Origin of the sequence: Rhodococcus sp. D-6 (assembly GCF_040256695.1) — a bacterium.
Lineage (GTDB): Bacteria > Actinomycetota > Actinomycetes > Mycobacteriales > Mycobacteriaceae > Rhodococcus > Rhodococcus pyridinivorans.
In genome coordinates this window covers 1,433,884-1,458,471 of sequence record NZ_CP132970.1, presented here as the reverse complement: position 1 = coordinate 1,458,471, position 24,588 = coordinate 1,433,884, and the positions used below count along the sequence as shown (strand labels likewise).

The window sequence follows — 24,588 nt, the reverse complement described above, 5'->3', positions numbered from 1 at the left end:
CGCGGGCACTCGCAGCGAACTGTGGGCACGCGCACCGGATGTCCCCTGCGGCGCGGTCACGACGAGTCCATGAGATACTCGACGGACAATTGAACAGCCACCGAACCGCGGCGGGAGAGTCCCGCACACAGCGGGCGCCGAAGGAGCAACCTCCCCGGGAATCTCTCAGGCCCCCAGACCGCCGCGGCGAGGCTCCTCTGGAAAGCAACTCTTCCGGGTTCACCGAAGGTGTAAGCGGCTCCGTCCGCGAAAGCTCTCAGGTCCGATGACAGAGCGGGGAACGACAACACCCGCTGGTGCTCGTTTCGTGCACCCTGGACCCGAGGTAGACGTGTGACCGTTTCCCTGGGCGCGCCCCTGCGCGCCGATGATGCCCTGGGCGCGCCTTCGCGAGCCGATGATGCCCTGGGCGCGCCTTCGCGAGCCGATCATGCGCTGCTCGAGCAGCGCGCCGAAATTGCACCGACCGAGTCGCGTGGCACTGTTCTCCCTTCCTCCCCCGCCCCGAAGTCGCCGCCGCGTACGAACCGGCGACTCGGGATCGCCGCGATCGTGCTGTCCGCGACCGCGATGGGCGCCGCAGGATTGTTCGGCCGCAAGGCCACTCCCGAAGGCGCGGTGCTCGGTGAAGCACTGACGCTCGGGCGGATGGCGGTCGGAGCGATCGGCATGCTCGTCCTGATCGCGCTGTCCCGCCGCCTCGGACAGTTGCGCCGGACCCGCCTGTCCTGGTCGGTCGTCGGTGGCGGTGTGCTCCTCGGACTGTCCCTCGCGACCTATCTGTCCGCCACGGTGTTGACCGACCTGTCCCGTGCCGTGGTTCTCCATTACCTCGGCCCCGTCGTCGCGACGGCCCTCGCCCGGGTGTTCCTGAAGGAGAGGGTCGGTCGCCTCGACGCCCTGTCGATCGGCACGGCGTTCGCCGGCATGTTGCTCGCCGCCGGCCTGGTGGGCGGTGAATCGTCCGGGGGCGAGCACGAGACGCTGGGTACCGTGCTGGGCGCTGCCTCGGGAGTCTTCTACGGCGGGGCCCTGCTGTGCTACCGCTATCGCACCGACATGCCGTCCGACGTCCGGTCCCTGTGGAACTTCGTCTTCGGCGCCGTCGCGGCAGGTGGGATGGTCGCGGTGACTCGACCCGACCTGTCGGGGATGACCGCGACGCACTGGTTGTGGGCCGGTGGGTTCTTCGTCGTCTGTGGTCTGTTCGCGCTGGGGCTGCTCGTCGTCGCAGGCAAGCACCTCCGCGCCGCGGAACTGTCCGGCCTGTCCTACCTCGAAGTCGTGGTCGCGCTGATGATCGGCATGGTCGCCTTCGGAGAGTCCGTGACCGTGCTCGCCGCCGCGGGCGCCGGTCTCATCGTGGTGGCGATGGCACTGCCGATGCTCGGCCGCCGATGACACTGCCGATGCTCGGCCGCCGATGACACTGCCGATGCTCGGCCGCCGATGACACTGCCGATGCTCGGCCGCCGATGACGAGTGGGAGGGCGCGCCGGTCGGCGCGCCCTCCCACTGAACCGGTTTCCGTTACTGCTGTTGCGGCGGCTCGGCCGGCTGCTCGGATGCGTCGTTCGTCATCCAGCGCTGCGCCGGCGGCGTTGCGGGCAACGCCGACTGTCCTTCACCGGCACCCCCCTGCGTCCCCTCCGTGGCGAGACCCGTCCGCACTGCGGGGTCGACCGGCTTGCGCGCGACCGCCTCGGCTTCGGCGACGGCCTGGGCCACCTCGGGGTCGCGCTTGGTCGCGAACCAATCCTCGACCTCGGCACTGTCGTCCTCGGGCCGTTGCAGTTCCTCGTCGACAGGACTCGGCTCGAAGCGGAAGACGCCGTCCTCGCCGGGCGCGCCGAGCGTCCGCGCGAATCCTTCGAGCGCCTTGCCGAAGTCGCTCGGCACCACCCACATCTTGTTCGCATCGCCCTGGGCCATCTGCGGCAGGGTCTGCAGGTACTGGTAGGCGAGCAGCTCCGGAGTGGGCTTGCCGGCCTTGATCGCGGCGAAGACCTTCTCGATGGACTTCGCCTCGCCCTGGGCCTCGAGGTAGCGCGCCGCGCGATCACCCTGCGCGCGCAGGATCCGCGACTGCCGGTCGGCCTCGGCTTCGAGGATCGCGGCCTGCTTCGCACCCTCGGCGGAGAGGATGCGCGACTGCTTGTCGCCCTCGGCGGTCTTGATCGCGGATTCACGGTGACCCTCGGCCGTGAGGATCATCGCGCGCTTCTCGCGGTCGGCCTTCATCTGCTTCTCCATCGATTCCTGGATCGACGGCGGCGGATCGATGCTCTTGAGTTCGACCCGGGCGACACGCAGGCCCCATCGGCCGGTCGCTTCGTCGAGCACACCGCGGAGCTGACCGTTGATGGAGTCGCGGGAGGTGAGCGTCTCCTCGAGGGTCATTCCGCCGACGACGTTGCGGAGCGTGGTGACGGTGAGCTGCTCGACCGCGGCGATGTAGTTGCTGATCTCGTAGACCGCCGCCTGCGGGTTCGTCACCTGGAAGTACACGACCGTGTCGATGCTCAGCGTCAGGTTGTCCTGGGTGATGACCGGCTGCGGCGGGAACGAGACGACACGTTCGCGTAGATCGACCTTCGCGCGGATGCGGTCGACGAAGGGCACCAGGAAGGTGAGCTGACCCGACGCCGTCCGGTAGTACCGGCCGAGACGTTCGATGACCGCGGCCTCCGCTTGCGGTACCAGCGATACCGATTTGGCCACGACCACCACGACCAGTGCCACCACTACGGCGAGCACGATCAGAGCTTCCATCCTCAGACACCCCTCCACACGACGGCAGTCGCGCCGTCTATCTGCATCACTGTCACTGTCGTTCCCGGCCCGTACACCTCGGTGGCGTCCAGCGGCCTGGCGGTCCACACCTCACCGTCGATCTTCACGCGCCCGGAATGCTCCCCCACCTGCTCGAGGACCAACGCGTGCTTGCCCGGGAGAGCGTCGATCCCGGTGGGCAGAGCGGGCGGCTGGGAGTACCGGCGCCTCAGCATCGGCCGGACACCGAGCAGCAGAACCAGCGAGGCCACGGCGAAAATCACCGCGTCGATCCAGACGGGCAGATCGGTCACCGCGGAGACACCGCCGGTGACGAGCGCTGCACCGCCGAGCATCAGCAGCGCGAAATCGCCCGTGAGCGCTTCGCCGGCCGCCAACGCCACTCCGGCGATCAACCAAATCAATGCGGCCACGATCACCATCGAACCACAAATCGGACATCCTGGCAGATGCCCTGGTGGAGGAAGCGGTCTTGGTCCCTCGTCCTCGAGGCTGCTTTCCGCAGGGAAGATCTCAGGTCGGTAATTCTATATTCTTCGGCTTTCCGTCCCGACCGGAATGTCACCCCGGCTTCATAAGTGGAGGCAACCGAAACGCATCCTTCTGCCGTTGTGAAATCGGTGATACCGTCCCCGAACTACCGGCATCACCCCCGCGCGTTCGCTCCTCGTGGGAGCTCGATCAGCTCGTCACGCGGTTCCACGCGGCCATCGACGACATCGAGGACCCGTACGAGCGCGCCGTCGAATGGATCGTCGAAGCGGGCCGCACCGTTCGCTACCACCCGGTCGCACGACGATTCGTCGACAACGAAGCCGCCCTCCCCCTCCACCGACAGCTGATGTCCGCATCCGTTCCCCAGGCTTCGCACCCGAGGAGTCCGGCAATGGAAGTCACTCCCGCACAGCGCGTTCGCGCAAACATCGAGGACGATGTACCCGTCGCCGACCGCACCTTCGTCCGGTCGCCGGCAGACCGCCGCATCCGGCCGATGTTCCTGTTCCGGGCGCTGTCGCTCCAGGACACCCACCCCACCGTCATGGTTGCGCTCGGTCAGCCCTCGTCGGGTTCGGTGACGAAGTCGACGAGGCGCTCCACGGCGCCGATGAGGTGCGATTCGAGATCGCGGAAGGAGTTCACGGCGTTGTAGACGCGCCGCCAGCCGTCCTGCGGCGTGCCCCAGCCGAGTTCACGGCAGACGCCGGTCTTCCAGTCCTGTCCGCGCGGAATGGAGGGCCAGGCGTCGATGCCCACGGCCTTCGGTTTCACGGCCTGCCACACGTCGATGTAGGGATGGCCGGTGACCATCACGTGCGGACCTAGATTCGCGGTGAGATGCTCCTCCTTGGACCCGGTGACGAGGTGGTCGGCGAGCACACCGACGCGTCGGCCCGAGCCGGGTTCGAACTCGGCCAGCCTGGCGCCGAGATTGTCGAGGCCCTCGAGTTGTTCGACGACCACGCCTTCGACCCGCAGGTCGTGCCCCCACACCCGTTCGACGAGGGCGGCGTCGTGCACGCCCTCCACCCAGATCCGGCTTCCCCGCGCCACGCGTGCGCGCAAACCCTCCACCCGGGTGGATCCCGAGGCGGATCTCGTCGGTGCGGAGGCGGGACGGATCTTCGGTTTGACGAGGGTGACGGGTGCTCCGTCGACCAGGAAGGCCGCGGGGCGCATCGCGAACAGACGGGTGCGTCCCTGCGCGTCCTCGAGCCGCACGAAGTCGCCGTCGTGGGTCTTCTCGATTCCCACGATCGCGCCGCACCAGCCGGATGCGGCGTCCTCGACGACGACGCCGCGCTCCGCTGCGAGTTCGGGAACGGCCTTCTTCTTGGTGCGGGCGTGACCGGCGTAGATGTCGCCGCCGTAGATATCGCGTGGGCTCACGCCAGTCCACCCTAGGACATTGCGCGGGACCGCTCGCGCTGCCACGCCGGACCGCCGTGCGCGGTCGCCGTATGCTTTCGGGGTGAGTTCTCCGAGCCTGACGCTGACCGTGTGGGCGGGGTCGTGGCTGTCCGGTCACGCCTCCCCCGACGATGTGATCGATGCGCTGCACGAGTGGGCGCCGATGCATCTCGTGGGTGCCCACGATGCGGCGACGGCCTCCGCGGCGGATCTGCCCGACAAGGGTGTCGCCGACGGTGCCGCCCTGCTGCTCACCCTGATCCGCCGCGTCGATTCCGCCGCCGGCGCCGGTCTGCATCTCGTCCTTCCCGCCCCGGGCGACGTCCGCGCGTTGCCTGCCGGTACGGCGTTCGCCTCCGCGGCGCTGGCTGCCGGTGAAGGCGTCGTCGTGGGAGCGCCCGGAACCCCGGGGCTGGGTCTGGTACCCGTGATCGAGGGTCCGGACGTCCTACGGTGGAACGTCTTCACGCTGCCGGCGGTACCCGAGATCGCGGTCGACGGTGGTCTCGGTGCGGCCGAGTTCGCGATCCGCGAGGCGGTTCGTGATGCCGCCTCCGCGTTGAGCGGAATCCCGACGGTGGGCACCGACGGGCGCCGCACCGATCCGCGGACGGAGATCGCCGAGAAGGTCGCCGAACTCGCGCGGCACCGCTATCCCCCGTCACTGCCCGCACGTGCCGTGCGCGTCCTCGACACCGCAGACCAGGTCGCGGCGATCCTCACCGTGGCCGGTCGCGGAGGGGGTCTGCGGGCCGGTTCGGTGTCCGCCGCCACCGGCCGCGAGGGCGCGCTGCAGCCGCTGTGGGGCGCGGTCCGCGAGGCCCGCACCGGTGCGGTCGCGGCGGCTCTGCGGGCCGAGCACCATCACTGACCGCGGCCGACAGTGCGCGTCGACTCCAGTGCGCGTCAACTCCGTTGCGCGGTGACCAACAGGTACTCCCAATTCATCGCTCCCCCACCGAGATCGTGACGTTGGGCGAGTTCGAGCAGGTCGAGATCGAGAGCCGCGACCCGATCGTGGTCGTCCGCGATGTTGCGGTACACCGCGATGGTGGGGCCGTAGGCGGACTTGAAGAACTCGCGGAAGTCCTCCCCGGTCGCGAAGCGTTCGACGCGCAGGTTCTCGGTGCGTGCCTGCAGGTCGGTGACATGGTCGCCGATCAGCTCGCGCACGTGCACCTCGTCGCCCCACAGCGGCGGCGGCTGTGCACCCGGCGGGGGCGGTGGCGCATACGGTTTCATCGTCGCGAACATCTGCCCGATGAAGCCGGTGGGGGTCCAGCTCAGTAGCCCGATACGTCCGCCCGGGCGGGTCACCCGGAGCAGTTCGTCGGCCGCGGCCCGGTGGTGGGGCGCGAACATCACTCCCACGCAAGAGATCACGGCATCGAAGCTCGCATCGTCGAACGGGAGCGCTTCGGCATCGGCTTCCTGCCAGTCGAGCGTCGCACCTGCCGCTTCGGCGTCACGGCGGCCGACCTCGAACAGTTCCGGGGTCAGGTCGGTCGCGAGCACCGTCGCACCGGTGAGCGCGGCGGGGATCGACGCATTGCCCGATCCGGCGGCGATGTCCAGGACACGGTCGCCCGGACCGATTCCGGTCGCGGCCACGAGAGCGGGGCCGAGTTCGGCGATGACCTCGGTCGCCACCGCTGGATAGTTGCCGAGTGCCCACATCGCCCGGTGCTTGGCCTTCAGGGCGAGATCGGCGTCGTGTGTCGTGGAGATGTCGGTCATCAGAGGATTCCTCCTGTCGAGGGACCCGGCTTCGGCACCGTCTCGGAAGCGGCCCGGGTCACAAATCGACTGTAGGAACGCGGACGCGGTGTCCTCCAGTACACAATCTGTACTGCACCGCCGCTCATCCGTGCTGGTCGCGGCGGTCCGACCGGCCTACGATCCGATCATGGGCCCGCCCTACCACCAGTTCTGTCCCGTCGCCAAGGCGATGGAGTTGTTCGACGAGAGGTGGACGCTGCTCGTGGTGCGCGAACTCGTGCTCGGCAGCGAACGGTTCAACGACCTCCGACGCGGCCTGCCCCGCATGTCGCCGACGCTGTTGTCGAAGCGGATGCACCAGCTCACAGCGGCGGGCATCGTGCAGCGCCTCGAGGACGGAAACGACGTCCGATACGTGCTCACCCCGGCGGGACGCGATCTCGAGACCGTCGTCGACGCACTCGGTGCGTGGGGCACGCGGTGGACCGGGAAACTCGGCGAGGTCGACCTCGATCCGCGACTGCTGATGTGGGACATGCACCGGCACGTCGACCATGCGGCCCTGCCGGAATCCCGGGTGGTCGTGGAGTTCGTCTTCCCGACGGTCACTCACGCGTCGCGCCGGTGGTGGATGGTCATCACGCCGCACGACGTCGACGTGTGCGACGAGGACCCGGGATTCGAGGTCTCGATCCGGGTGACGACGGGACTGCGGGAGCTGACCGAGATCTGGCGTGGCGAAGCGACCTGGCCGGACGCGTTGCGCTCGGGCGCCGTAGTCGTCGACGGTCCGAGCGCCCTGCGCCGATCGCTGCCCCGCTGGTTCGACTCCCCTCTGGCCTCACCGGCCGGGCACTCCGCCCGGTGAGGCTCGGAGGCATCTATCCGTTCGCGGCGGGCCGGGACGGGCGTTTCGGCGGCTCACAGCACCCGACGGCGCACAGGCTCCCGTTGCACGCGGACCCGAGCAGCGGTTCGGTGCCGCAGCGACGGGCGGTGACCCCCTCCCGCTGTTCCTCGACGAGCTCGCGGACGAGTTGCGCGAAGCGCGGGTCGGTTCCGGCCGTCGCCGCACGAGAGAAGCCCATGCCCAGCTCAGCGGCCCGATCGCGAGCCTCGGTATCGAGATCCCACACGACCTCGAGATGATCGGAGACGAACCCGACCGGCACGACCACGACGGCTCGGACTCCCCGTTCGTGCAGCGCATCGATGTGGTCGACGATGTCGGGTTCGAGCCACGGCACCTGCGGCGGACCGGACCGCGACTGCCACACCAGGTCGTAGTCGCCCTCGCCGAGCGCCTCGGCCACCAACCGCGCCGCTTCGGCGACCTGCCGGCTGTAGAGACGGCCGCCCTCCTCCGGCGGACCACCGGTCGCGTCGAAGGAGGTCGGAACGGAGTGCGCGGTGAACACCACGCGCGCGGAATCGCGCACGTCGTCGGCGAGTTCGACGCGGGCCGCGCGCACGGCGTCGGTGACGGCATCGAGGAACAGCGGGTGGTCGTAGAAGTGCCGCAGCTTCGTCAGCTGCGGGGCGTCCTCGACGGCGTCCCGCGCCCGCGCGATGTCCTCGTGGTACTGCCGGCAACCCGAGTAGCCGCCCCAGGCGGAGGTCGCGAACACCAGGGCGTTACGGATCCCTTCGTCGCGCATCCGCGCGACGGTGTCCTCGACCATGGGATGCCAGTTGCGGTTGCCGAAATAGATCGGCAGATCGATACCGTGCACGTCGAACTCGGCGCGGACGGCGTCGATGATCGCCCGGTTCAAGGCGTTGATCGGCGAGACACCCCCGAAGTGCAGATAGTGCTGCGCGACCTCGTCGAGTCGTTCCGGCGGGATCCCTCGTCCGCGGGTGACGTTCTCGAGGAACGGCCGCACGTCGTCGGGTCCTTCCGGTCCGCCGAACGACAGCAGCATCAGCGCGTCGTACGCCCCGGGGGTGTTCGTCATGGGAGTGCCTTCCGTCGTACGGTCAGCTGCCGAAGCCGACCTGGGAGTGGAAACCACCGTCGACGTAGACGATGGATCCCGTTGTCCCGGGTAGCCAGTCGGACAGCACCGCACACACGGTCTTCGCCACGGGCGTCGGATCGTCGACGTCCCAGCCGATCGGGGACGCCGCCGACCAACCCTCGTTCAGACGGTTCATCTCCGCGCCCGGGCCGGTCGCGTCGCCCGCGATGGCCTTGGCCGCGAGCGTCTTGATCGGGCCGGCGGCGACGAGGTTCGAACGGATACCGCGCGGGCCGACTTCCTTGGCCACGTAGCGGTTCACCGACTCGAGCGTCGCCTTGGAGACACCCATCCAGTTGTAGAACGGCACGGCCCGGGACGGGTCGAAGTCCATTCCGACGATCGAACCGCCCTCGTTCATGACGGGTAGGACGGCCTTGGCGAGCGCGCCGTAGGAGTAGGCCGACACCTCGAGCGCCACCGCGACGTCCGTCCAGGGCGCGTCGAGGAACGGGCTGCCCAGGCAGGACCGGGGTGCGAAACCGATGGAGTGGACGACACCGTCGATCCCCTCCGGTGCGAGTTCGCGGATCTTGTCGGCGAGACCGTCGAGATCCTCCTGGTTCTGCACGTCGAGGCAGATCGCCGGCGGCACCGGCTGCGGGAGACGCTGCGCGATCCGGTCGATCAACCGGAGTCGCTCGAAGCCGGTGATGATCACCTTCGCGCCCTGTTCCTGCGCGGCCTTCGCGGTGTGAAAGGCGATCGAGGCATCGGTGATGATGCCGGTGACGAGAATGGTCTTGCCCTCGAGCAGTCCGCCCATGAGTGTGTCGGTCCTCCAGTGAGATTCGGATGTGGTCGCGAGACCGTCAGTGGCCCATGCCCATGCCGCCGTCGACCGGGATCACGGCGCCGGAGACGTAGGCGGAGTCGTCGGAGGCCAGGAAGCTGACGACGGCTGCGACGTCCTCGGGCTTGCCGAGTCGCTGCAGCGGGATGAACTTCTTCGCCGTGTCGCGCAGGTCGTCTGACAGATCCGCAGTCATGTCGGTCTCGATGAAACCGGGAGCGACGACGTTGGCCGTGATCGATCGCGAACCGAGTTCGCGGGTGACCGAACGGGCGAGCCCGATGACACCGGCCTTCGAGGACGCGTAGTTGATCTGACCGGCCTGACCGGCGAGGCCGACCACGGAGCCGAGGAAGATCATGCGGCCCCAACGGGCACGGAGCATCGCACGGTTGGCGCGCTTGGCGCACCGGAAGGCGCCGGTGAGGTTCGCGTCGATCACCGAGCTGAACTGGTCCTCGGTCATGCGCATCAGCAGGGTGTCGTCGGTGATGCCCGCATTCGCGACGAGCACCTCGACGGGACCCTGATGCTCCTCGACCTCCTTGAACGCGGCGTCGACCGAGTCGGCGTCGGTGACGTCGCACCGCACACCGAACAGGTCGTCGGGCGCGCCCGAACCGCGGTGGGTCACGGCGACCCTGTGGCCGTCCGCCTGCAGGCGACGGGCGACGGCGAGGCCGATCCCGCGGTTTCCACCGGTGACGAGGACGGATCGGGGGGTGGCACCCGCGCGCGTGGACGCTGCGGCACTATCTGCGTCAGTCATGCATTCCAACCTATCTGGTGGCCTGGCCGGGACGGAAAACGCTCCGTGAGCGTGCACAAGGTGGATCAGGGCAGCCGCTGGCGCAACACCATCGCGGCGCCGAGCCCCGCGATCACCGAGAACGCTCCGAGCATGAGCCACGGACGGCTGGCGTCGCCGCGGGTCGTCTCGAAGCCGATCTGCTCCTCGAGCGTGTTGTAGGCGTCCTCGAGTTCTTCGAGGCTTGCCGCCGTGAAGAAGCTCCCGCCCGAGAGATTCGCGATCTCCTTGAGCGACGGATCGTCGACGGGCACGGGGATCCGATCATCCTCGATGGTGACGGTGCCCGTCTGGGTGCCGAACGAGATGGTCGAGACCGGGATTCCCTTCTCCGCCGCCTGCCGCGCCGCGGTGAAGCCCCCGCGGGGATCGTCGGGACTCTCGGGGACGGTCTGTTTGCCGTCGGACAGCAGCACGATCCGCGCGGGCGGCGCCTGGTCGCTACCGCCGAGCACGGCGGCGAGCGTGTCGATCGACTGCATCGCCGTGAAGATCGCCTCGCCGGTCGCAGTGCGCTCGCTGAGCTGCAGGTTGTCGATCGCGGACTTGCTCGCCTCCCGGTTGGTGGTCGGCGAGACCAGGACCGAGGCGGTACCCGAGAACGCGACGAGACCGAGGTTGATGCCGGGCGTCAGGTCGTCGGCGAACTGCTTGGCCGCCTCCTGTGCGGCGGCGAGTCGTGTGGGCGCGACGTCCGTGGCCTCCATCGACAACGACACGTCGATGACAAGCACGACCGTGGCCCGGTTGCGCGGCACCCGCTGTTCGGCGGTCGGGCCGGCGAGCGCCACGGTGAGGAAGACGAGTCCGACGAGCAACAGTGCGACGGGAATGTGCCGAGCGCGTCCCGGGCGGGCGGGCGCGACCTTCTCGAGCAGCTCGAGATTGGTGAAGCGCAGCGTGTTCGTCTGGCGCCGGCGCTGGACCAGCACGTATGCGCCGCCGAGGGCGGCGACGACGAACAACAGCAGCAGCCACCACGGTGAAGTGAAACCGGACAGGCTCATCGTCCCCCCTGCCGTGAGGGTGCGCCGAAGCTGTGCCGCCGGGCCGCGACGAATCGGACGACATCGCCGATCCAGTCGCGGTCGGTGCGCAACGTCAGCACCGGTGCACCTGAACTGCGCAGCGCCTGGTGCACGGCCGCGCGATGCTCGACGGCGGCCTGCGCATAGTCGGCCCGCAGTTCGGGAGTAGTCGTGAATTCACGGGTGCGGCCCGTTTCCGGGTCGTGCAGCACCACGTCGCCCAGATCGGGCAGTTCGAGGTCGCGGCGATCGACGATCTCGACAGCGAGCAGTTCGTGCCGGCCGGACAGTGCCCGCAGGGAGCGCTCCCAGTCGAGAGGGCCGAGGAAATCGCTCACCACGACCGCCAGACCGCGGCGGCGCTGGGGACGTCGCAGCGACTCGACGAGCCCCTGGAGATCACCGCGGGTCCCGTCGGGTGCGTGCGGGGTTGTCGCGACGGTACGCAACAACGATTGGGCGTGCAGCCGCCCACCACGCGCGGGGACGCGGGCCGTCTCGTTGCCGGTGGAGATCACCGCGCCGATCCGATTCCCGCTGCCGGTGGTCAGATGCGCGAGCGCGGCCACCGCTGCGATCGCCAGGTCGCGCTTCTCACACATGCCGGTACCGAAGTCCAGGCTGGCCGAGAGGTCGACCGCGAGCCACGTCTCGAGTTCCCGGTCGGCGACGGTCTGCCGCACGTGCGGGTGCGTCGTGCGCGCGGTGACCGACCAGTCCATCTGCCGCACGTCGTCACCCGGCTGGTACTCGCGGGCGTCCCCCGGCTCGGAACCGGGGCCCGGGATCAGACCGAGATGGTCGCCGTGCAGGACGCCGTCGAGACGGCGCCGCACGGTGAGCTCGAGGGTGCGGAGCGCGGCGGTGAGCGCGGGATCGCGCAATTCACCGGTCCGGAACCGCGGTGGCGACCCGTCGTGAGGACGTGTGCTCACCGCGCGCCCGCACCTCCCTGCGGATCAGGTGCACCGATGGGCGCCTGCTGACCGGCAGCGGCCCGCGGATCGGCAGGCGCCGGGCCGGGGGTCGCGGTCGGCACGGGTGCGTTCGCCTGGGGCGCGACCTGCGGAAGACCCACGGTCTGCAGGATTCGGGTGATGATCTGGTCCGGGGAGACGTCGTCCGCGAGCGCGTCGTAGGACAGCACCAGGCGGTGGCGGAGCACATCGGGGATGACGTCGACGATGTCCTGCGGCACCACGTAGTCGCGACCGCGCACGAGCGCCAGGGCACGCGCCGAGGAGATGATGCCGAGCGTCGCGCGGGGCGAGGCGCCGTAGGCGATCCAGCCCTGCACGTCGTGCAGGCCGAGCTCGGCGGGCCGACGCGTCGCGAAGATGACCCTCACCACGTAGTCGACGAGCGCGTGGTGCACGAACACACGGCCGGCGATCTTCTGCAGGCGCAGGAGCTGCTCGTTGTCGAGCACCTGCTTCGGCTCGGGAGCGGCGACACCCATCCGGTAGACGATCTCGCGTTCCTCCTCCACCGACGGATAGTCGACGAGGACCTTGAACAGGAAACGGTCGCGCTGCGCTTCCGGCAGCGGATAAACGCCCTCGTTCTCGATGGGGTTCTGCGTCGCCATCACGAGGAACGGCTCGGGCATCGGGAAGGTCTTGCCACCGATCGTGACGTGGCGTTCGGCCATCACCTCGAGCAGCGCCGACTGCACCTTCGCCGGGGCGCGGTTGATCTCGTCGGCGAGCACGAAGTTCGCAACGACCGGTCCGAGTTCTGTGTCGAACTCCTCGCGTCCCTGCCGGTAGATGCGGGTACCGACGAGGTCCGTCGGCACGAGGTCGGGAGTGAACTGCACGCGGGAGAACGACCCACCGACGACCTTCGCGAAGGTCTCGACGGCCAGCGTCTTCGCGACACCGGGAACGCCTTCGAGCAGCACGTGCCCGCGCGCGAGCACACCGACCAGCATCCGCTCGACCAGCAGGTCCTGGCCGACGATCACGCGCTTGACCTCGTAGATGGCCCGTTCGAGGAGACGGACGTCGTCGGCGGGGTCGTACGCCTTCGCAGGAGCGTCGCCGGGTTTCCGCATGTTCGCGCCGGACACCTGCGGAGCCGGACCGTTCGCACCGGCCGCCTTCGGCGCCGGCGCGGCACCCGCCGCAGCCTGGTTGTTCTTGCGTCCGTCGTTACCGCCCTGGTCGCCCGGCGTCGCCGAACCGGACGTCCCACCCTCGCGTGAGGTCACCAACAATCCACCGCTTTCGCCTACGTCGCTCCGCTGGAAACACCTGCTGCACCACTATTGCAGGTGCCGGCTCGGTGTGTCGTCGCCCCTGCACCGACCGGGAGACGGCACCCGGAAACGACCGGATGGCGCCCGCCCTCGGTGGTACGAGGGCCGCGGCAAACCTCGCCCTCACGACACCATGCGCACCACGTACGGTGTCATGCCGCCCCAGCGTACCGGCGAGATCTTCACGAACGATCCCGACTGCGGCGCCTCGAGCATCTGCCCGTCGCCGAGATACAGCGCGACGTGCTGGCTGGCGTTGGGCCCGTAGAAGATCATGTCGCCCCGTCTCATCTGCGACGACGGAACCTGGGTACCGGCCGTGTACTGGTAGCCGGTGTAGTGCGGGAGCGAGATGCCGATGCCCGCGAACGCGTAGATCATCAGTCCGGAGCAGTCGAAGCCGACCTTGGCGTAGTCGCCGTGGACATCGGCGACGCCGCCGTCGCGAATACCGCGGGTCGGGCCGTTCTCGTTGCCACCACCCCACGCGTACGGGACGCCGATCTGGGACATCGCACGGTCGATGACGATCTCTACCGCAGCGGGACCGGTGACGGACGGACGCGACGGGGTCCCGGGCGTCGAATTCGGTGTGGAGGGGCGGGAACCCGATCCCCCGGTCCCCGATCCGGGGGTCTCCACGACGGGGTCGCCCGGATCCGGGTTCTCCCAGTCGATCCCACCGTCGTCGCCGCTGTCCTCGTCTTCGTCCTCGTCGGGGATCGTGCCGCTGTCGGTGCCATCCGGGACGGATCCATCGTCGGTACCGTCTGGGACGGTTCCACCGTCGGTACCGTCCGGGACCGTGGCGTCGTCGGTGTAGTCCGGTGCAGCCGTGTCGGTGCCACTCGTATCGGTGCCACTCGTATCGGTGCCACTCGTATCGGTGCCACTCGTATCGGTGTCACTCGTATCGGTGTCACTGCCCTCCGGCGCTCCGGATTCGGTGGTGACCTCACCCGGTGAGGCGACGTCGCTCTCGCCGGTCGACGGAGACTCCTCGATCAGCGTGTGGGGGCGACGGCCGTTGGCGAGTTCCGCCGCACGTTCCCGGGCTGCGGCGTCGGCGGCGACACGCTCGGCTGCCGCGGCTGCCGCGACCCGTGCCTCCTCGGCGGCCGCCGCGGCAGCTGCTTCCTCGGCTGCGCGGCGACGGTCCCAGTCCTGGTACTGCGCGCGTTGCCCTTCCAGGCCCGCAACGTTCACGCGGGCCCGGTCGAGTTCGCTCTGCGCGTTCGCACGTTCCTGCTCGATGCGCGACTTCTCCGCGGCCTGCCGACCGAGTTCCGCTCGCGCGACGGCAATCGCGGCCTCGGCCTCGGCCCTGCGCTGCTCGGCGGCTTCCGCCGCCGCATCGGCCTCGAGCTTGGCCGCGCGTGCCCGCGAGTGGGAGTTGGCCTCCTGGGCCCGGGCGCGCTGGAGCGCATCGAGCACCGCGGCGCGCCCGGCGGATAGCAACCGCATGACCTGGGCGCGGTCGAGCAGATCGTCGGGACCGTCGACGTCGAGGAAGGCCGCGAGGGAGACCGAGTTGGCACCACGGGTGTAGCTGTCGCGGACGAACGCGTCGAAGTTCTTCTGGGCAGCGAAGATCCGGTCGGCGGCGTCGTCGAGTGCGCGGCCGGAATCCACGACCACCCGTTCGGCGAGATCCGCTGCGTCGCGCGCGCTCTGGAGATCGACGAGGGCGCGGTTGACGTCCTCGCGGCGGATGGCGACGTGCGCGTCGAGCTCGGCGAGCTGCTGATCCGCGCCGGCGATCCGGACGATCAGCTGCCCGACCCGGTCGATGTTGGCCGCGACGGCCGCACCAGCGCGGTCGATCTCGGCGTCCGAAGGGTTCGGCGGCGGGGGCGGTGCGGCGGACGCCGTCGTGGTCACGGTAAGGAGCACGGCTGTGACCAACCCCAAACCGGCGAGGAGCGTGCCGGTGCGCGTCCGCGGGGTGCGACCGGGCGTCGGACCGTCGGGTCGACGGCCTGCAGTGAGCGTCGTGGCGGTGCCGTCCGGCCCCGACCGTCGCGGAATCCCTCCGTGGATACCGAACCGTCTCACTTGCATCTCCCTCGGTCGCACCTGGTGGCCGAGACATCCGGCCGGACGACCCGAGGAAGGCAGGCAGCATCCGCTCGCCGTGGGTGCCCCACGGCTCACACGCTGCAGTCGTACACCGGCTGCGGACAGCGTCCCCACGAGCCGGGTTGTGACACACCTTCCCCAAGAGCGTCATGAGAACCGTACGACACCTCAGGGGTATGTCGCATGACAGTCACGAAGATCGGCCGGAAGAACTCCGAAAGAACACGGAGCGGACACCGAGGAACACCGTGAGGACAACGAACGATCTTCCCTGCCGGATTCCGTCACGATCGGGGCGAGGACAACCCGGAGAAGATCTCCGCGGTGACGGGAAAGAGACCTCAGACGTCCTTGGCCGATGACGATCCGTTACCTCCGGCAACGGTCGCGTCACCGTCCGCGCGGCGGCGTTTGGCGAGCCAGGTCGCGCCGGCCGCAAGGGCGACCACCGCGACGATCAGCAGCGTCATCAGCGTCCAGGGCGGTGACGGCTCGAGCACCGAGTCGACGAAGTTGCGTGTGGAGACCACCGGATCGCCGGTGTAGGTGCGATCCTGGGCGGCCTCGAGAGTGACGCGGTCGAGATCCTCGCTGAACGTCCCGACCCATCCCGGGCTGAGGACCAGCACCGTTCCGCCGTCCTCGGCGCCGACCTCCGTCGCGAGATCGCGCAGCTGCGAATCCATACGGGGGTCCCGGTCGAGTACGACCACGCTGAGGTCGATCCCGTTCTCCTGCGCGCGCTGCACCTCGGCGACGAGGTCGTCGACGTACTGCGAGGGCGCCGCCACCTGGTCGTCGGCGAGATCGGCGAGCACTTTTTCGACCGAGACCCCGGCAGGAAGATCCGTGAGCGCAGGGCCCGGTATGCGAAGCAGTGGCGCAGACATCTCTCTCCGGTGGTGCAGGGTCGGAAGCCGGGCGATACGGCGATCCGGTCGCGCGGAGACGACACGAAGCGCCACACCCGTGCGGCAAGGGAGAACACTACGCGATCGCGCGACGGCGGCTCGAAGCACTCGTCGCGAGCAGGACCGATGCCGGTGGGACGCCTCGTCGACACGACGGACCCGACTTCGGTTCAATACAGGACAAGCGTACTGTTAGAATCGAGGGCGAGACGCCACGACTACTGCATCCGGGCCACGGGCCGCGGGCGGACGTCGTGTGCCTCGCTTCAGCCGTCGACACAGCCCCGTCGGCGGCCAGCCGAAACGACGAGTGGAGCTGACGTGAGCACCAGTAGTGATTCGTTCGGCGCCAAGGGTTCGCTGCAGGTCGGAGACAACTCCTACGAGATCTTCCGCCTGTCGGCCGTCCCCGGCACCGAGAAACTTCCTTACTCTTTGAAGGTCCTGGCCGAGAACCTGCTGCGCACCGAGGACGGTGCCAACATCACGGCCGATCACATCCGGGCCATCGCCAACTGGGATCCCTCCGCCGACCCGAGCATCGAGATCCAGTTCACGCCCGCGCGCGTGATCATGCAGGACTTCACGGGTGTCCCCTGTGTCGTCGACCTCGCCACCATGCGTGAGGCCGTGACCACCCTGGGCGGCGACCCGAACAAGGTCAACCCCCTCTCCCCCGCCGACATGGTCATCGACCACTCGGTGATCCTCGACTACTTCGGTCGCGCCGACGCCCTCGAGCGCAACGTCGACCTCGAGTACGAGCGCAACGGCGAGCGTTACCAGTTCCTGCGCTGGGGCCAGGGTGCCTTCGACGACTTCCGCGTCGTTCCCCCGGGCATGGGCATCGTCCACCAGGTCAACATCGAGTACCTGGCCCCGACCGTCATGGTCCGCAACGGGCAGGCCTACCCCGACACCTGCGTCGGCACCGACTCGCACACGACGATGGTCAACGGCCTCGGCGTGCTCGGCTGGGGCGTCGGCGGCATCGAGGCCGAGGCCGCGATGCTCGGCCAGCCGGTCTCCATGCTCATCCCGCGCGTGGTCGGCTTCAAGCTCACCGGTGAGATCCAGCCCGGCGTGACCGCGACCGACGTCGTGCTCACCGTCACCGACATGCTGCGCAAGCACGGCGTCGTCGGCAAGTTCGTCGAGTTCTACGGCGCCGGCGTGGCCGAGGTCCCCCTCGCCAACCGCGCGACCCTCGGCAACATGAGCCCCGAGTTCGGTTCGACCGCAGCGATCTTCCCGATCGACGGCGAGACCATCAACTACCTGCGCCTGACCGGCCGCAGCGACGAGCAGCTCGCTCTCGTCGAGGCGTACGCCAAGGAGCAGGGCCTGTGGCACGATCCGAGCCGCGAGCCCGAGTTCTCCGAGTACCTCGAGCTCGACCTGTCGACGGTCGTCCCGTCGATCGCCGGCCCGAAGCGCCCGCAGGACCGCATCCTGCTGTCCGAGTCGAAGGTCGCCTTCCGCAAGGACATCCACAACTATGTGGAGGAGAACCTCCCGGCCGAGCACACCAAGCTCGACGAGGCCGTCGAGGAGACCTTCCCGGCGTCCGACCCGGCCGTGCTGTCCTTCGCGGACGACGGTGCCGTCGACGTCCACTCGGCCGCCAACGGCGCCCACGGACGTCCGTCGAAGCCGGTCAAGGTCGTCTCCGAGGAGCGCGGCGAGTTCGTCCTCGACCACGGCGCCGTCGTGGTCGCGGGCATCACCTCCTGCACCAACACCTCCAACCCGTCGGTCATGCTCGGCGCCGCGCTGCTCGCCCGCAATGCCGTCGAGAAGGGCCTGTCCACCAAGCCGTGGGTCAAGACCAACATGGCTCCGGGTTCGCAGGTCGTCAACGACTACTACGAGAAGGCCGGCCTGTGGCCGTACCTCGAGAAGCTCGGCTTCTACCTCGGTGGCTTCGGTTGCACCACCTGCATCGGTAACACCGGCCCGCTGCCCGAGGAGATCTCGAAGGCCGTCAACGACAACGACCTCTCGGTCACCGCGGTGCTCTCCGGCAACCGCAACTTCGAGGGTCGTATCTCCCCCGACGTGAAGATGAACTACCTGGCCTCGCCGCCGCTGGTCATCGCGTACGCGCTCGCGGGCACGATGGACTTCGACTTCGAGACCGACGCGCTGGGCAAGGACAAGGACGGCAACGACGTCTTCCTGAAGGACATCTGGCCTTCCGCCCAGGAGATCGACGACACCATCAAGTCGGCGATCAACCAGGACATGTTCCGCAAGTCCTATGCCGACGTCTTCAAGGGCGACGAGCGCTGGCAGAACCTCGAGACCCCCGAGGGCGACACCTTCGCGTGGGACGAGGACTCGACGTACGTCCGCAAGGCTCCGTACTTCGAGGGCATGACGATGGAGCCGGACGCCGTCAGCGACATCAAGGGCGCTCGCGTCCTCGCGCTGCTCGGCGACTCGGTCACCACCGACCACATCAGCCCGGCCGGTCCGATCAAGCCGGGCACCCCGGCCGCGCAGTACCTCGACGCCCACGGTGTCGAGCGCAAGGACTACAACTCGCTCGGCTCGCGTCGTGGCAACCACGAGGTCATGGTCCGCGGCACCTTCGCGAACATCCGTCTGCAGAACCAGCTGCTCGACGGTGTCTCCGGTGGTTACACCCGCGACTTCACCCAGGACGGTGCTCCGCAGGCGTTCATCTACGACGCCTCGCAGAACTACCAGAAGGCCGGCATCCCGCTGGTCGTCCTCGGTGGCAAGGAGTACGGTTCCGGCTCCTCGCGTGACTGGGCCGCCAAGGGCACCCGCCTGCTCGGCGTCAAGGCCGTCATCACCGAGTCCTTCGAGCGCATCCACCGCTCGAACCTCATCGGCATGGGCGTCATCCCGCTGCAGTTCCCGGCGGGCGAGTCGGCCGCGTCGCTGGGCCTGACCGGCACCGAGGTCTTCGACATCGAGGGCATCGAGAAGCTCAACGAGGGCGTCACGCCGAAGACCGTCAAGGTCACGGCGACCAAGGACAACGGCGAGAAGGTCACCTTCGACGCTGTCGTCCGCATCGACACCCCCGGTGAGGCGGACTACTACCGCAACGGCGGCATCCTGCAGTACGTGCTGCGGAACATGATCCGCGGCTGAGAGCAGTGCTCGTGACCCGCTCGGTCACATCTGTGTGAAGCGGCGGGCCCGGGACGAGACTCGTCTCGGGCCCGCCGTCTCCATCGAGCAGAAAGGAAGTGGCGCGTGCCCAAGGTCAGTGAGGACCATCTCGCCGCGCGGCGCAGGCAGATCCTCGACGGTGCCCGTCGCTGCTTCGCCGAATACGGTTACGACGGCGCGACCGTGCGACTGCTCGAAGATGCCACGGGTCTGTCCCGTGGCGCGATCTTCCACCATTTCAAGGACAAGGACGGGCTGTTCCTCGCCCTCGCTCAGGAGGATGCGAGGCGGATGGCCGACGTCGCGGCCAACGAGGGTCTCGTGCAGGTCATGCGCGACATGCTGTCCTCCCCCGACCAGTTCGACTGGCTCGGGACGCGGCTCGAGATCACGCGCCGTCTCCGCACCGACCCCGAGTTCGCGAAGGCGTGGACGCAGCATTCGGCCGAACTCACCGAGGCCACCGTCGGACGCCTCGAACGGCAGCGGGAAGCGGGCCGGCTGCGCGACGACGTGCCGACCGAAGTCGTCCTGGGTTATCTCGACCTCGTGCTCGACGGACTCGTCGCCCGCCTCGCTTCTGGGCACACCGAACAGAACCTCGTCGCGGTTCTGGACCTCGTCGAGGAATCCGTGCGCCGGCGCGACTGACGCGCCGGATCCGTTCCTCACGCCTTCTCGTCGCTCGCAGCCGCCCGACGACGGTTCGGGCCGCCGCGGCCCCGCAGCCGCACCTGCGACTCCACGAGAACGTTGTGCACGAAACCGTAGGATCGACCGGTTTCCTGCGCGAGCCTCCGAATGCTCGCGCCTTCCTCGTAGCGGCGCTTCAGATCCTCCTGCAAGCGGTCCCGCGATTCCCCTGTAACTCGGGCTCCCTTCGCGTAGGTCGTCTCTCCACCACCGGAATTTCGCGCCATCGGATCCTCCCTGCGCCCTCGCCAAAGGTCCCTTTCCCAGGCTAGAGGACTGTCAGGTTGCGCGGACGCAGATCGGACCAGCGGGAGCGGATCAAGGGGCGGATCCGACCGGAGGCCCGATCAAGCAAGCTGGATGAGCTCGAGGTATTCCTGGGACCAGTGGTCCTCGGTTCCGTCGGGAAGCAGGATCACACGTTCCGGGTCGAGGGCCTCGGCCGCACCCGGATCGTGGGTGACCAGCACGACGGCACCCTCGTAGCTCCGCAGCGCGTCGAGCACCTGCTCGCGCGAGACGGGATCGAGGTTGTTGGTCGGCTCGTCGAGGAGCAGCACGTTCGCCGCGGACGAGACGAGCCCCGCCAGGGCGAGTCGCGTCTTCTCACCGCCGGAGAGCGTTCCGGCCGGCTGCTCGAGCTGCGGACCGGTGAACATGAACGCGCCGAGCAGTCCCCGCAGGTCCTGTTCGCCGGCGTCGGGAGCGGCGTGCCGGATGTTCTCCCACACCGACGCCGAGTCGTCGATGGTGTCGTGTTCCTGCGCGAAGTAGCCGATCTTGAGGCCGTGGCCGGGTACGAGCTCGCCGAGATCGGGTGTCTCCACTCCGGCGAGAAGACGCAGCAGGGTGGTCTTTCCAGCGCCGTTGAGACCGAGGATGACCACACGGCTGCCGCGGTCGATAGCGAGGTCGACGCCGGTGAAGATCTCGAGCGAACCGTAGACCTTGGTCAGTTCCTTGGCCATCAGCGGAGTCTTCCCGCAGGCGGCCGGCGTGGGGAACCGGATCTTGGCGACCTTGTCGGCGACGCGCACGTCGTCGAGGTCGTCGAGAAGCTTCTCGGCGCGCTTGGCCATGTTCTGAGCCGCGGTGGCCTTCGTGGCCTTCGCTCCGAGCTTCGCGGCCTGCTTCTGCAGGGCGGACGCCTTCTTCTCGGCGTTCGCACGCTCACGGCGACGACGCTGCTCGTCGGTGGCACGCGCGTCGAGGTACTTCTTCCAGCCCATGTTGTAGATGTCGGCCTCACCGCGCACCGCGTCGAGGAACCACACCTTGTTCACGACATCGGCGAGCAGGTCGACATCGTGGCTGATGACGATCAGACCGCCGTCGTGGTTCTGCAGGAAGCCCCGCAGCCAGGTGATCGAGTCGGCGTCGAGGTGGTTGGTCGGCTCGTCGAGCAGCAGCGTGGTGTCGGACTTCCCGCCGGACCCGTCCGAGGCGGCGAACAGGATGCGGGCGAGTTCGACACGGCGGCGCTGACCACCCGACAGCGTGTGCAGCGGCTGGCCGAGGACGCGGTCGGGCAGGCCGAGGCTGTGACAGATGCTCGCGGCCTCGGATTCGGCGACGTATCCGCCGAGCGTCGCGAAACGCTCTTCGAGCGAACCGTACTTGCGCACGGCACGGTCGCGGATCTTCTCGTCGACGGCCTCCGCCATGAGTGCCTGCTGCTTCTCCATGCTGCGGAGGATCTCGTCGAGGCCTCGCGCCGAGAGCACCCGGTCCTTGGCGAGGACGTCGAGATTGCCCTCCTTGGGATCCTGCGGGAGGTAACCGATATCTCCGGAACGGATCACGGTGCCGGCGTAGGGTTCGCCTTCACCCGCGAGGATCCGCAGGGTCGTGGTCTTGCCGGCACCGTTGCGCCCCACGAGGCCGATCCGGTCCCCGGCCTGCACCCGCAGCCCCGAGCCGGGGGCGGTGAGCAGCGTCCGCACGCCGGCGCGGACTTCGAGGTCGGTAGCGGTGATCACGCACGGGCTCCTAGAACGAAAGACGATGGATGGGTGCCATGGTGGCAAACAGCCGGGCACACGAACCACTCATTTTACCGTGACAGCACCTCTCCCCCACGGTGAGATGCACTACCCCTCGCCACGCGCGGCCGGGTTCTCCCCGCGCGCGACCTAGGCTGGCGCCCGTGACCCACCTTCCCTCCACCGACCTCGTCGTGGCCGGACTCGGCCCCGCCGGCCGTGCATTGGCGTTCCGTGCCGCCGCGGCCGGACTGTCGGTGACGGCCGTCGACGTGCGTCCGCAGCGTCGGTGGTCCGCGACCTACGCAGCGTGGGCCGACGAACTGCCCGCCTGGCTGCCCGACGAGGTGGTGGCAGCACGCATCGACAGGCCCGCGGCGTGGACGACCGGGCCCCGCATCGTCGATCGCGCCTACCGGGTGCTGGACACGGCGTGCCTGCAGGACTTCCTCGCCCTCGACGCCGTCACGGTGGTCACGGATCGGGTGCGCGACGCCGATGCGGACGGCGTGGTCCTCGGCGACGGACGCCGGGTGACTGCCCGCTACGTCGTCGACGCCCGCGGGGTTCCCGCCGAACCGGAGCGCGCCCAGCAGACGGCATTCGGGCTGATCGTCGACGATGCGACCGCAGCTCCGGCACTCGACGGCCACGACGCCTGGTTCATGGACTGGCGCCGCGACAACGGCACGGGCCCCGACGACGTGCCGTCCTTCCTGTACGCGGTGCCGGTCGGCGACGGACGCACGATCCTCGAGGAGACCTGCCTCGTCGGCCGCCCGGCACTCGGTCTCGGCGAACTCGAACAGCGCCTGCACATTCGCCTCGCAGCGCGAGGCGTGCACACGACCGGCGACGAGCAGGTCGAACGGGTGCGCTTCGCCGTCGAGGGCGCACCGACGGCACCCGGGGTGATCGGCTTCGGCGCTCGCGGTGGTCTCATGCATCCGGCCACGGGATACGCGGTGGCCACCGCCCTGTCCACCGCGGATGCGGTGATCGACGCGATGCGCCGCGGCGAGGACCCGCAGCGCGTCCTGTGGCCGGTGCGCGCCCGCTCGGTGGCGACCCTGCGGCAGATGGGACTGCGGGTCCTACTGCGACTCGACGCACGCGGAGCGATCGAGTTCTTCGACGCGTTCTTCGCCCTGCCGGTCGAGCAGCAACGCGCCTACCTGTCCGGTCGCGACGACGCGACCGGCGTGGCGGCCACGATGTGGCGGCTGTTCCGGGTGCTGCCGATGGGTGCGCGCAGAACGATTCTGCGTTCGCTCCGCTGATCCGCCGGGTGCGGTGTGTGGCGAAGGTCTCGGCGAACCACCCGGTGAGTTTCGCAGCTTTCCAGCGTGGTCCCGAGGTGTCGATCATGATGGACACATGCGGTCGATCTGGAAAGGCTCACTCGCGTTCGGCCTCGTCAACGTGCCGGTGAAGGTGTACTCGGCGACCGAGTCGCACGACATCTCCTTCCACCAGGTGCACGCGAAGGACGGTGGGCGGATCAAGTATCAGCGTGTGTGTACCGAGTGCGGTGAGGTCGTCCCCTACCAGGAGATCGACAAGGCGTACGACTCCGAGGACGGCGAGCGGGTCGTGCTGACCGACGAGGACTTCGAGAAACTCCCCGCCGCCGAGAAGCACGAGATCCCGGTGCTGCAGTTCGTGCCCACCGAGCAGATCGACCCGATCCTGTTCGAGAAGTCCTACTATCTCGAACCCGATTCGTCGTCGCCGAAGGCCTACGGCCTGCTCGCCGCGACTCTCGAGCAGAGCGACCGGACGGCGCTGGTGCACTTCACCCTTCGTCAGCGCACCCGGCTGGCCGCCTTGCGCACCCGCGACGGACTGCTCATCCTGCAGACCCTGCTGTGGCCCGACGAGGTCCGTGCGGCCGAGTTCGAGTCGCTCGACGACATCGAGAAGCCGAAACAACGCGAACTCGCGATGGCCGAGACCCTGGTCGAGTCGATGTCCGACGATTTCGATCCCACCGAATTCACCGACGAGTACCAGGTGGAACTGCGCACGCTGATCGACGAGGCCCTCGCCCGCGGCGGCGAGAAGGTCTTCCAGGTCGCCGAACACGACACCGGCGAAGAGGACGCCGAGGTGCTCGACCTCGTGGCGGCCCTGCAACGCAGCGTCGATGCGGCGGGCAAGAAGGTCCCGTCCGGTTCGTCCTCCGGCGGAAAGAAGTCGTCGAAGGACGAGGACGAGGACGAAGGCGAGGACGAGGGCACGAAGAAGAAGGCCCCCGCGAAGAAGACCGCGTCGAAGAGTTCGGCGTCGAAGAGTTCGGCGGCCAAGAAGACTCCTGCGAAGAAGAGCACGGCGAAGAAGACCGCGTCCAAGAGCTCGGCAGCCAAGAAGGCTCCTGCGAAGAAGACGGCCGCCAAGAAGACCTCCGGCGAACGCAAAGGCGCCTGACCTCCGACGCGAAGTCGAA

Annotated in this window: 21 protein-coding genes and 1 riboswitch; of the genes, 7 read left to right on the top strand and 14 right to left on the bottom strand. The window is 68.7% G+C overall.

Annotation, left to right across the window (positions count from 1 at the left end):
• Positions 1-101 precede the first annotated feature (101 nt).
• Positions 102-191, top strand: a riboswitch (glycine riboswitch).
• 142 nt (positions 192-333) lie between these two features.
• The gene (locus RBB84_RS06925) at positions 334-1,401 is read left to right on the top strand and encodes a DMT family transporter (protein WP_064256282.1); all 1,068 of its coding nucleotides are present in this window, start codon (positions 334-336) and stop codon (positions 1,399-1,401) included.
• Positions 1,402-1,530: 129 nt separating this feature from the next.
• On the opposite strand, the gene RBB84_RS06920 is transcribed toward RBB84_RS06925, so the two are convergent.
• From RBB84_RS06920 to RBB84_RS06910, 3 genes are all read right to left on the bottom strand, one after another.
• The gene (locus tag RBB84_RS06920; protein WP_024100834.1) at positions 1,531-2,772 is read right to left on the bottom strand and encodes an SPFH domain-containing protein; all 1,242 of its coding nucleotides are present in this window, start codon (positions 2,770-2,772) and stop codon (positions 1,531-1,533) included.
• Between the two features lie 2 nt (positions 2,773-2,774).
• Positions 2,775-3,215, bottom strand: coding sequence for an NfeD family protein (locus tag RBB84_RS06915; RefSeq protein ID WP_006551526.1), 441 nt, complete (start codon positions 3,213-3,215; stop codon positions 2,775-2,777).
• Positions 3,216-3,846: 631 nt separating this feature from the next.
• A complete protein-coding gene (locus RBB84_RS06910) occupies positions 3,847-4,680 on the bottom strand; it encodes a DUF3097 domain-containing protein (RefSeq protein ID WP_006551524.1) in 834 nt (277 codons plus the stop codon).
• A gap of 82 nt (positions 4,681-4,762) precedes the next feature.
• Between RBB84_RS06910 and RBB84_RS06905 the strand changes: the two genes are divergently transcribed.
• Entirely contained in the window at positions 4,763-5,572 is an 810-nt protein-coding gene (locus RBB84_RS06905; RefSeq protein ID WP_064256284.1) for a hypothetical protein, read from the top strand.
• Positions 5,573-5,607: 35 nt separating this feature from the next.
• Here RBB84_RS06905 and RBB84_RS06900 read toward each other — a convergent pair whose 3' ends face one another.
• Positions 5,608-6,438, bottom strand: a complete 831-nt coding sequence (locus RBB84_RS06900) for a class I SAM-dependent methyltransferase (RefSeq protein ID WP_064256285.1) — start codon at positions 6,436-6,438, stop codon at positions 5,608-5,610.
• Positions 6,439-6,607: 169 nt separating this feature from the next.
• Between RBB84_RS06900 and RBB84_RS06895 the strand changes: the two genes are divergently transcribed.
• The gene (locus RBB84_RS06895) at positions 6,608-7,288 is read left to right on the top strand and encodes a helix-turn-helix domain-containing protein (RefSeq protein WP_024100829.1); all 681 of its coding nucleotides are present in this window, start codon (positions 6,608-6,610) and stop codon (positions 7,286-7,288) included.
• A gap of 13 nt (positions 7,289-7,301) precedes the next feature.
• On the opposite strand, the gene RBB84_RS06890 is transcribed toward RBB84_RS06895, so the two are convergent.
• The 8 genes from RBB84_RS06890 to RBB84_RS06855 all read right to left on the bottom strand — a co-directional run bounded on the left by RBB84_RS06890 (position 7,302) and on the right by RBB84_RS06855 (position 16,299).
• The gene (locus RBB84_RS06890; protein WP_006551520.1) at positions 7,302-8,378 is read right to left on the bottom strand and encodes a ferrochelatase; all 1,077 of its coding nucleotides are present in this window, start codon (positions 8,376-8,378) and stop codon (positions 7,302-7,304) included.
• Between the two features lie 22 nt (positions 8,379-8,400).
• Entirely contained in the window at positions 8,401-9,207 is an 807-nt protein-coding gene (gene inhA, locus RBB84_RS06885; protein WP_006551519.1) for an NADH-dependent enoyl-ACP reductase InhA, read from the bottom strand.
• A 46-nt stretch (positions 9,208-9,253) separates the two neighbouring features.
• The gene (gene fabG1 / locus RBB84_RS06880) at positions 9,254-10,003 is read right to left on the bottom strand and encodes a 3-oxoacyl-ACP reductase FabG1 (RefSeq protein WP_024100828.1); all 750 of its coding nucleotides are present in this window, start codon (positions 10,001-10,003) and stop codon (positions 9,254-9,256) included.
• Positions 10,004-10,068: 65 nt separating this feature from the next.
• Positions 10,069-11,049: a VWA domain-containing protein gene (locus tag RBB84_RS06875; RefSeq protein WP_064060318.1), complete on the bottom strand. Its 981-nt coding sequence runs from the start codon at positions 11,047-11,049 to the stop codon at positions 10,069-10,071.
• The gene (locus RBB84_RS06870) at positions 11,046-12,005 is read right to left on the bottom strand and encodes a DUF58 domain-containing protein (RefSeq protein ID WP_064256286.1); all 960 of its coding nucleotides are present in this window, start codon (positions 12,003-12,005) and stop codon (positions 11,046-11,048) included. Before RBB84_RS06870 ends, RBB84_RS06875 begins: the two co-directional genes overlap by 4 nt.
• Entirely contained in the window at positions 12,002-13,126 is a 1,125-nt protein-coding gene (locus tag RBB84_RS06865) for a MoxR family ATPase (RefSeq protein WP_051121564.1), read from the bottom strand. The genes RBB84_RS06870 and RBB84_RS06865 overlap by 4 nt, the downstream gene beginning before the upstream one ends.
• 327 nt (positions 13,127-13,453) lie before the next feature.
• Positions 13,454-15,391: an NlpC/P60 family protein gene (locus RBB84_RS06860; RefSeq protein WP_350247306.1), complete on the bottom strand. Its 1,938-nt coding sequence runs from the start codon at positions 15,389-15,391 to the stop codon at positions 13,454-13,456.
• Between the two features lie 359 nt (positions 15,392-15,750).
• A complete protein-coding gene (locus tag RBB84_RS06855; RefSeq protein WP_024100824.1) occupies positions 15,751-16,299 on the bottom strand; it encodes a DUF6676 family protein in 549 nt (182 codons plus the stop codon).
• 342 nt (positions 16,300-16,641) lie between these two features.
• Here RBB84_RS06855 and acnA point away from each other — a divergent pair, with 342 nt between their 5' ends.
• Entirely contained in the window at positions 16,642-19,446 is a 2,805-nt protein-coding gene (gene acnA / locus RBB84_RS06850) for an aconitate hydratase AcnA (RefSeq protein WP_016695699.1), read from the top strand.
• A gap of 105 nt (positions 19,447-19,551) precedes the next feature.
• Complete coding sequence (locus RBB84_RS06845; protein WP_064256288.1) at positions 19,552-20,118, top strand: TetR/AcrR family transcriptional regulator; 567 nt, start codon at positions 19,552-19,554, stop codon at positions 20,116-20,118.
• A gap of 17 nt (positions 20,119-20,135) precedes the next feature.
• On the opposite strand, the gene RBB84_RS06840 is transcribed toward RBB84_RS06845, so the two are convergent.
• A complete protein-coding gene (locus tag RBB84_RS06840) occupies positions 20,136-20,387 on the bottom strand; it encodes a helix-turn-helix domain-containing protein (RefSeq protein WP_026061044.1) in 252 nt (83 codons plus the stop codon).
• A 120-nt stretch (positions 20,388-20,507) separates the two neighbouring features.
• A complete protein-coding gene (locus tag RBB84_RS06835) occupies positions 20,508-22,139 on the bottom strand; it encodes an ABC-F family ATP-binding cassette domain-containing protein (protein WP_064256289.1) in 1,632 nt (543 codons plus the stop codon).
• A gap of 167 nt (positions 22,140-22,306) precedes the next feature.
• Here RBB84_RS06835 and RBB84_RS06830 point away from each other — a divergent pair, with 167 nt between their 5' ends.
• Both RBB84_RS06830 and RBB84_RS06825 read left to right on the top strand, forming a co-directional pair.
• Positions 22,307-23,422 (top strand): lycopene cyclase family protein, encoded by a 1,116-nt coding sequence (locus RBB84_RS06830; protein WP_064256290.1) that lies wholly within the window; start codon positions 22,307-22,309, stop codon positions 23,420-23,422.
• A 97-nt stretch (positions 23,423-23,519) separates the two neighbouring features.
• A complete protein-coding gene (locus RBB84_RS06825; RefSeq protein WP_064256291.1) occupies positions 23,520-24,569 on the top strand; it encodes a Ku protein in 1,050 nt (349 codons plus the stop codon).
• Positions 24,570-24,588 lie beyond the last annotated feature (19 nt).

Bases quoted from the DNA above. Each gene is read 5' to 3' on its own strand.
- RBB84_RS06840 (WP_026061044.1), bottom strand. From the start codon at position 20,387: ATGGCGCGAAATTCCGGTGGTGGAGAGACGACCTACGCGAAGGGAGCC.
- RBB84_RS06855 (WP_024100824.1), bottom strand. From the start codon at position 16,299: ATGTCTGCGCCACTGCTTCGCATACCGGGCCCTGCGCTCACGGATCTT.
- RBB84_RS06915 (WP_006551526.1), bottom strand. From the start codon at position 3,215: ATGGTGATCGTGGCCGCATTGATTTGGTTGATCGCCGGAGTGGCGTTG.
- RBB84_RS06895 (WP_024100829.1), top strand. From the start codon at position 6,608: ATGGGCCCGCCCTACCACCAGTTCTGTCCCGTCGCCAAGGCGATGGAG.
- fabG1 (WP_024100828.1), bottom strand. From the start codon at position 10,003: ATGACTGACGCAGATAGTGCCGCAGCGTCCACGCGCGCGGGTGCCACC.
- RBB84_RS06875 (WP_064060318.1), bottom strand. From the start codon at position 11,049: ATGAGCCTGTCCGGTTTCACTTCACCGTGGTGGCTGCTGCTGTTGTTC.
- RBB84_RS06865 (WP_051121564.1), bottom strand. From the start codon at position 13,126: ATGCGGAAACCCGGCGACGCTCCTGCGAAGGCGTACGACCCCGCCGAC.
- RBB84_RS06890 (WP_006551520.1), bottom strand. From the start codon at position 8,378: ATGACGAACACCCCCGGGGCGTACGACGCGCTGATGCTGCTGTCGTTC.
- RBB84_RS06900 (WP_064256285.1), bottom strand. From the start codon at position 6,438: ATGACCGACATCTCCACGACACACGACGCCGATCTCGCCCTGAAGGCC.
- RBB84_RS06825 (WP_064256291.1), top strand. From the start codon at position 23,520: ATGCGGTCGATCTGGAAAGGCTCACTCGCGTTCGGCCTCGTCAACGTG.
- inhA (WP_006551519.1), bottom strand. From the start codon at position 9,207: ATGGGCGGACTGCTCGAGGGCAAGACCATTCTCGTCACCGGCATCATC.
- RBB84_RS06860 (WP_350247306.1), bottom strand. From the start codon at position 15,391: ATGCAAGTGAGACGGTTCGGTATCCACGGAGGGATTCCGCGACGGTCG.
- RBB84_RS06920 (WP_024100834.1), bottom strand. From the start codon at position 2,772: ATGGAAGCTCTGATCGTGCTCGCCGTAGTGGTGGCACTGGTCGTGGTG.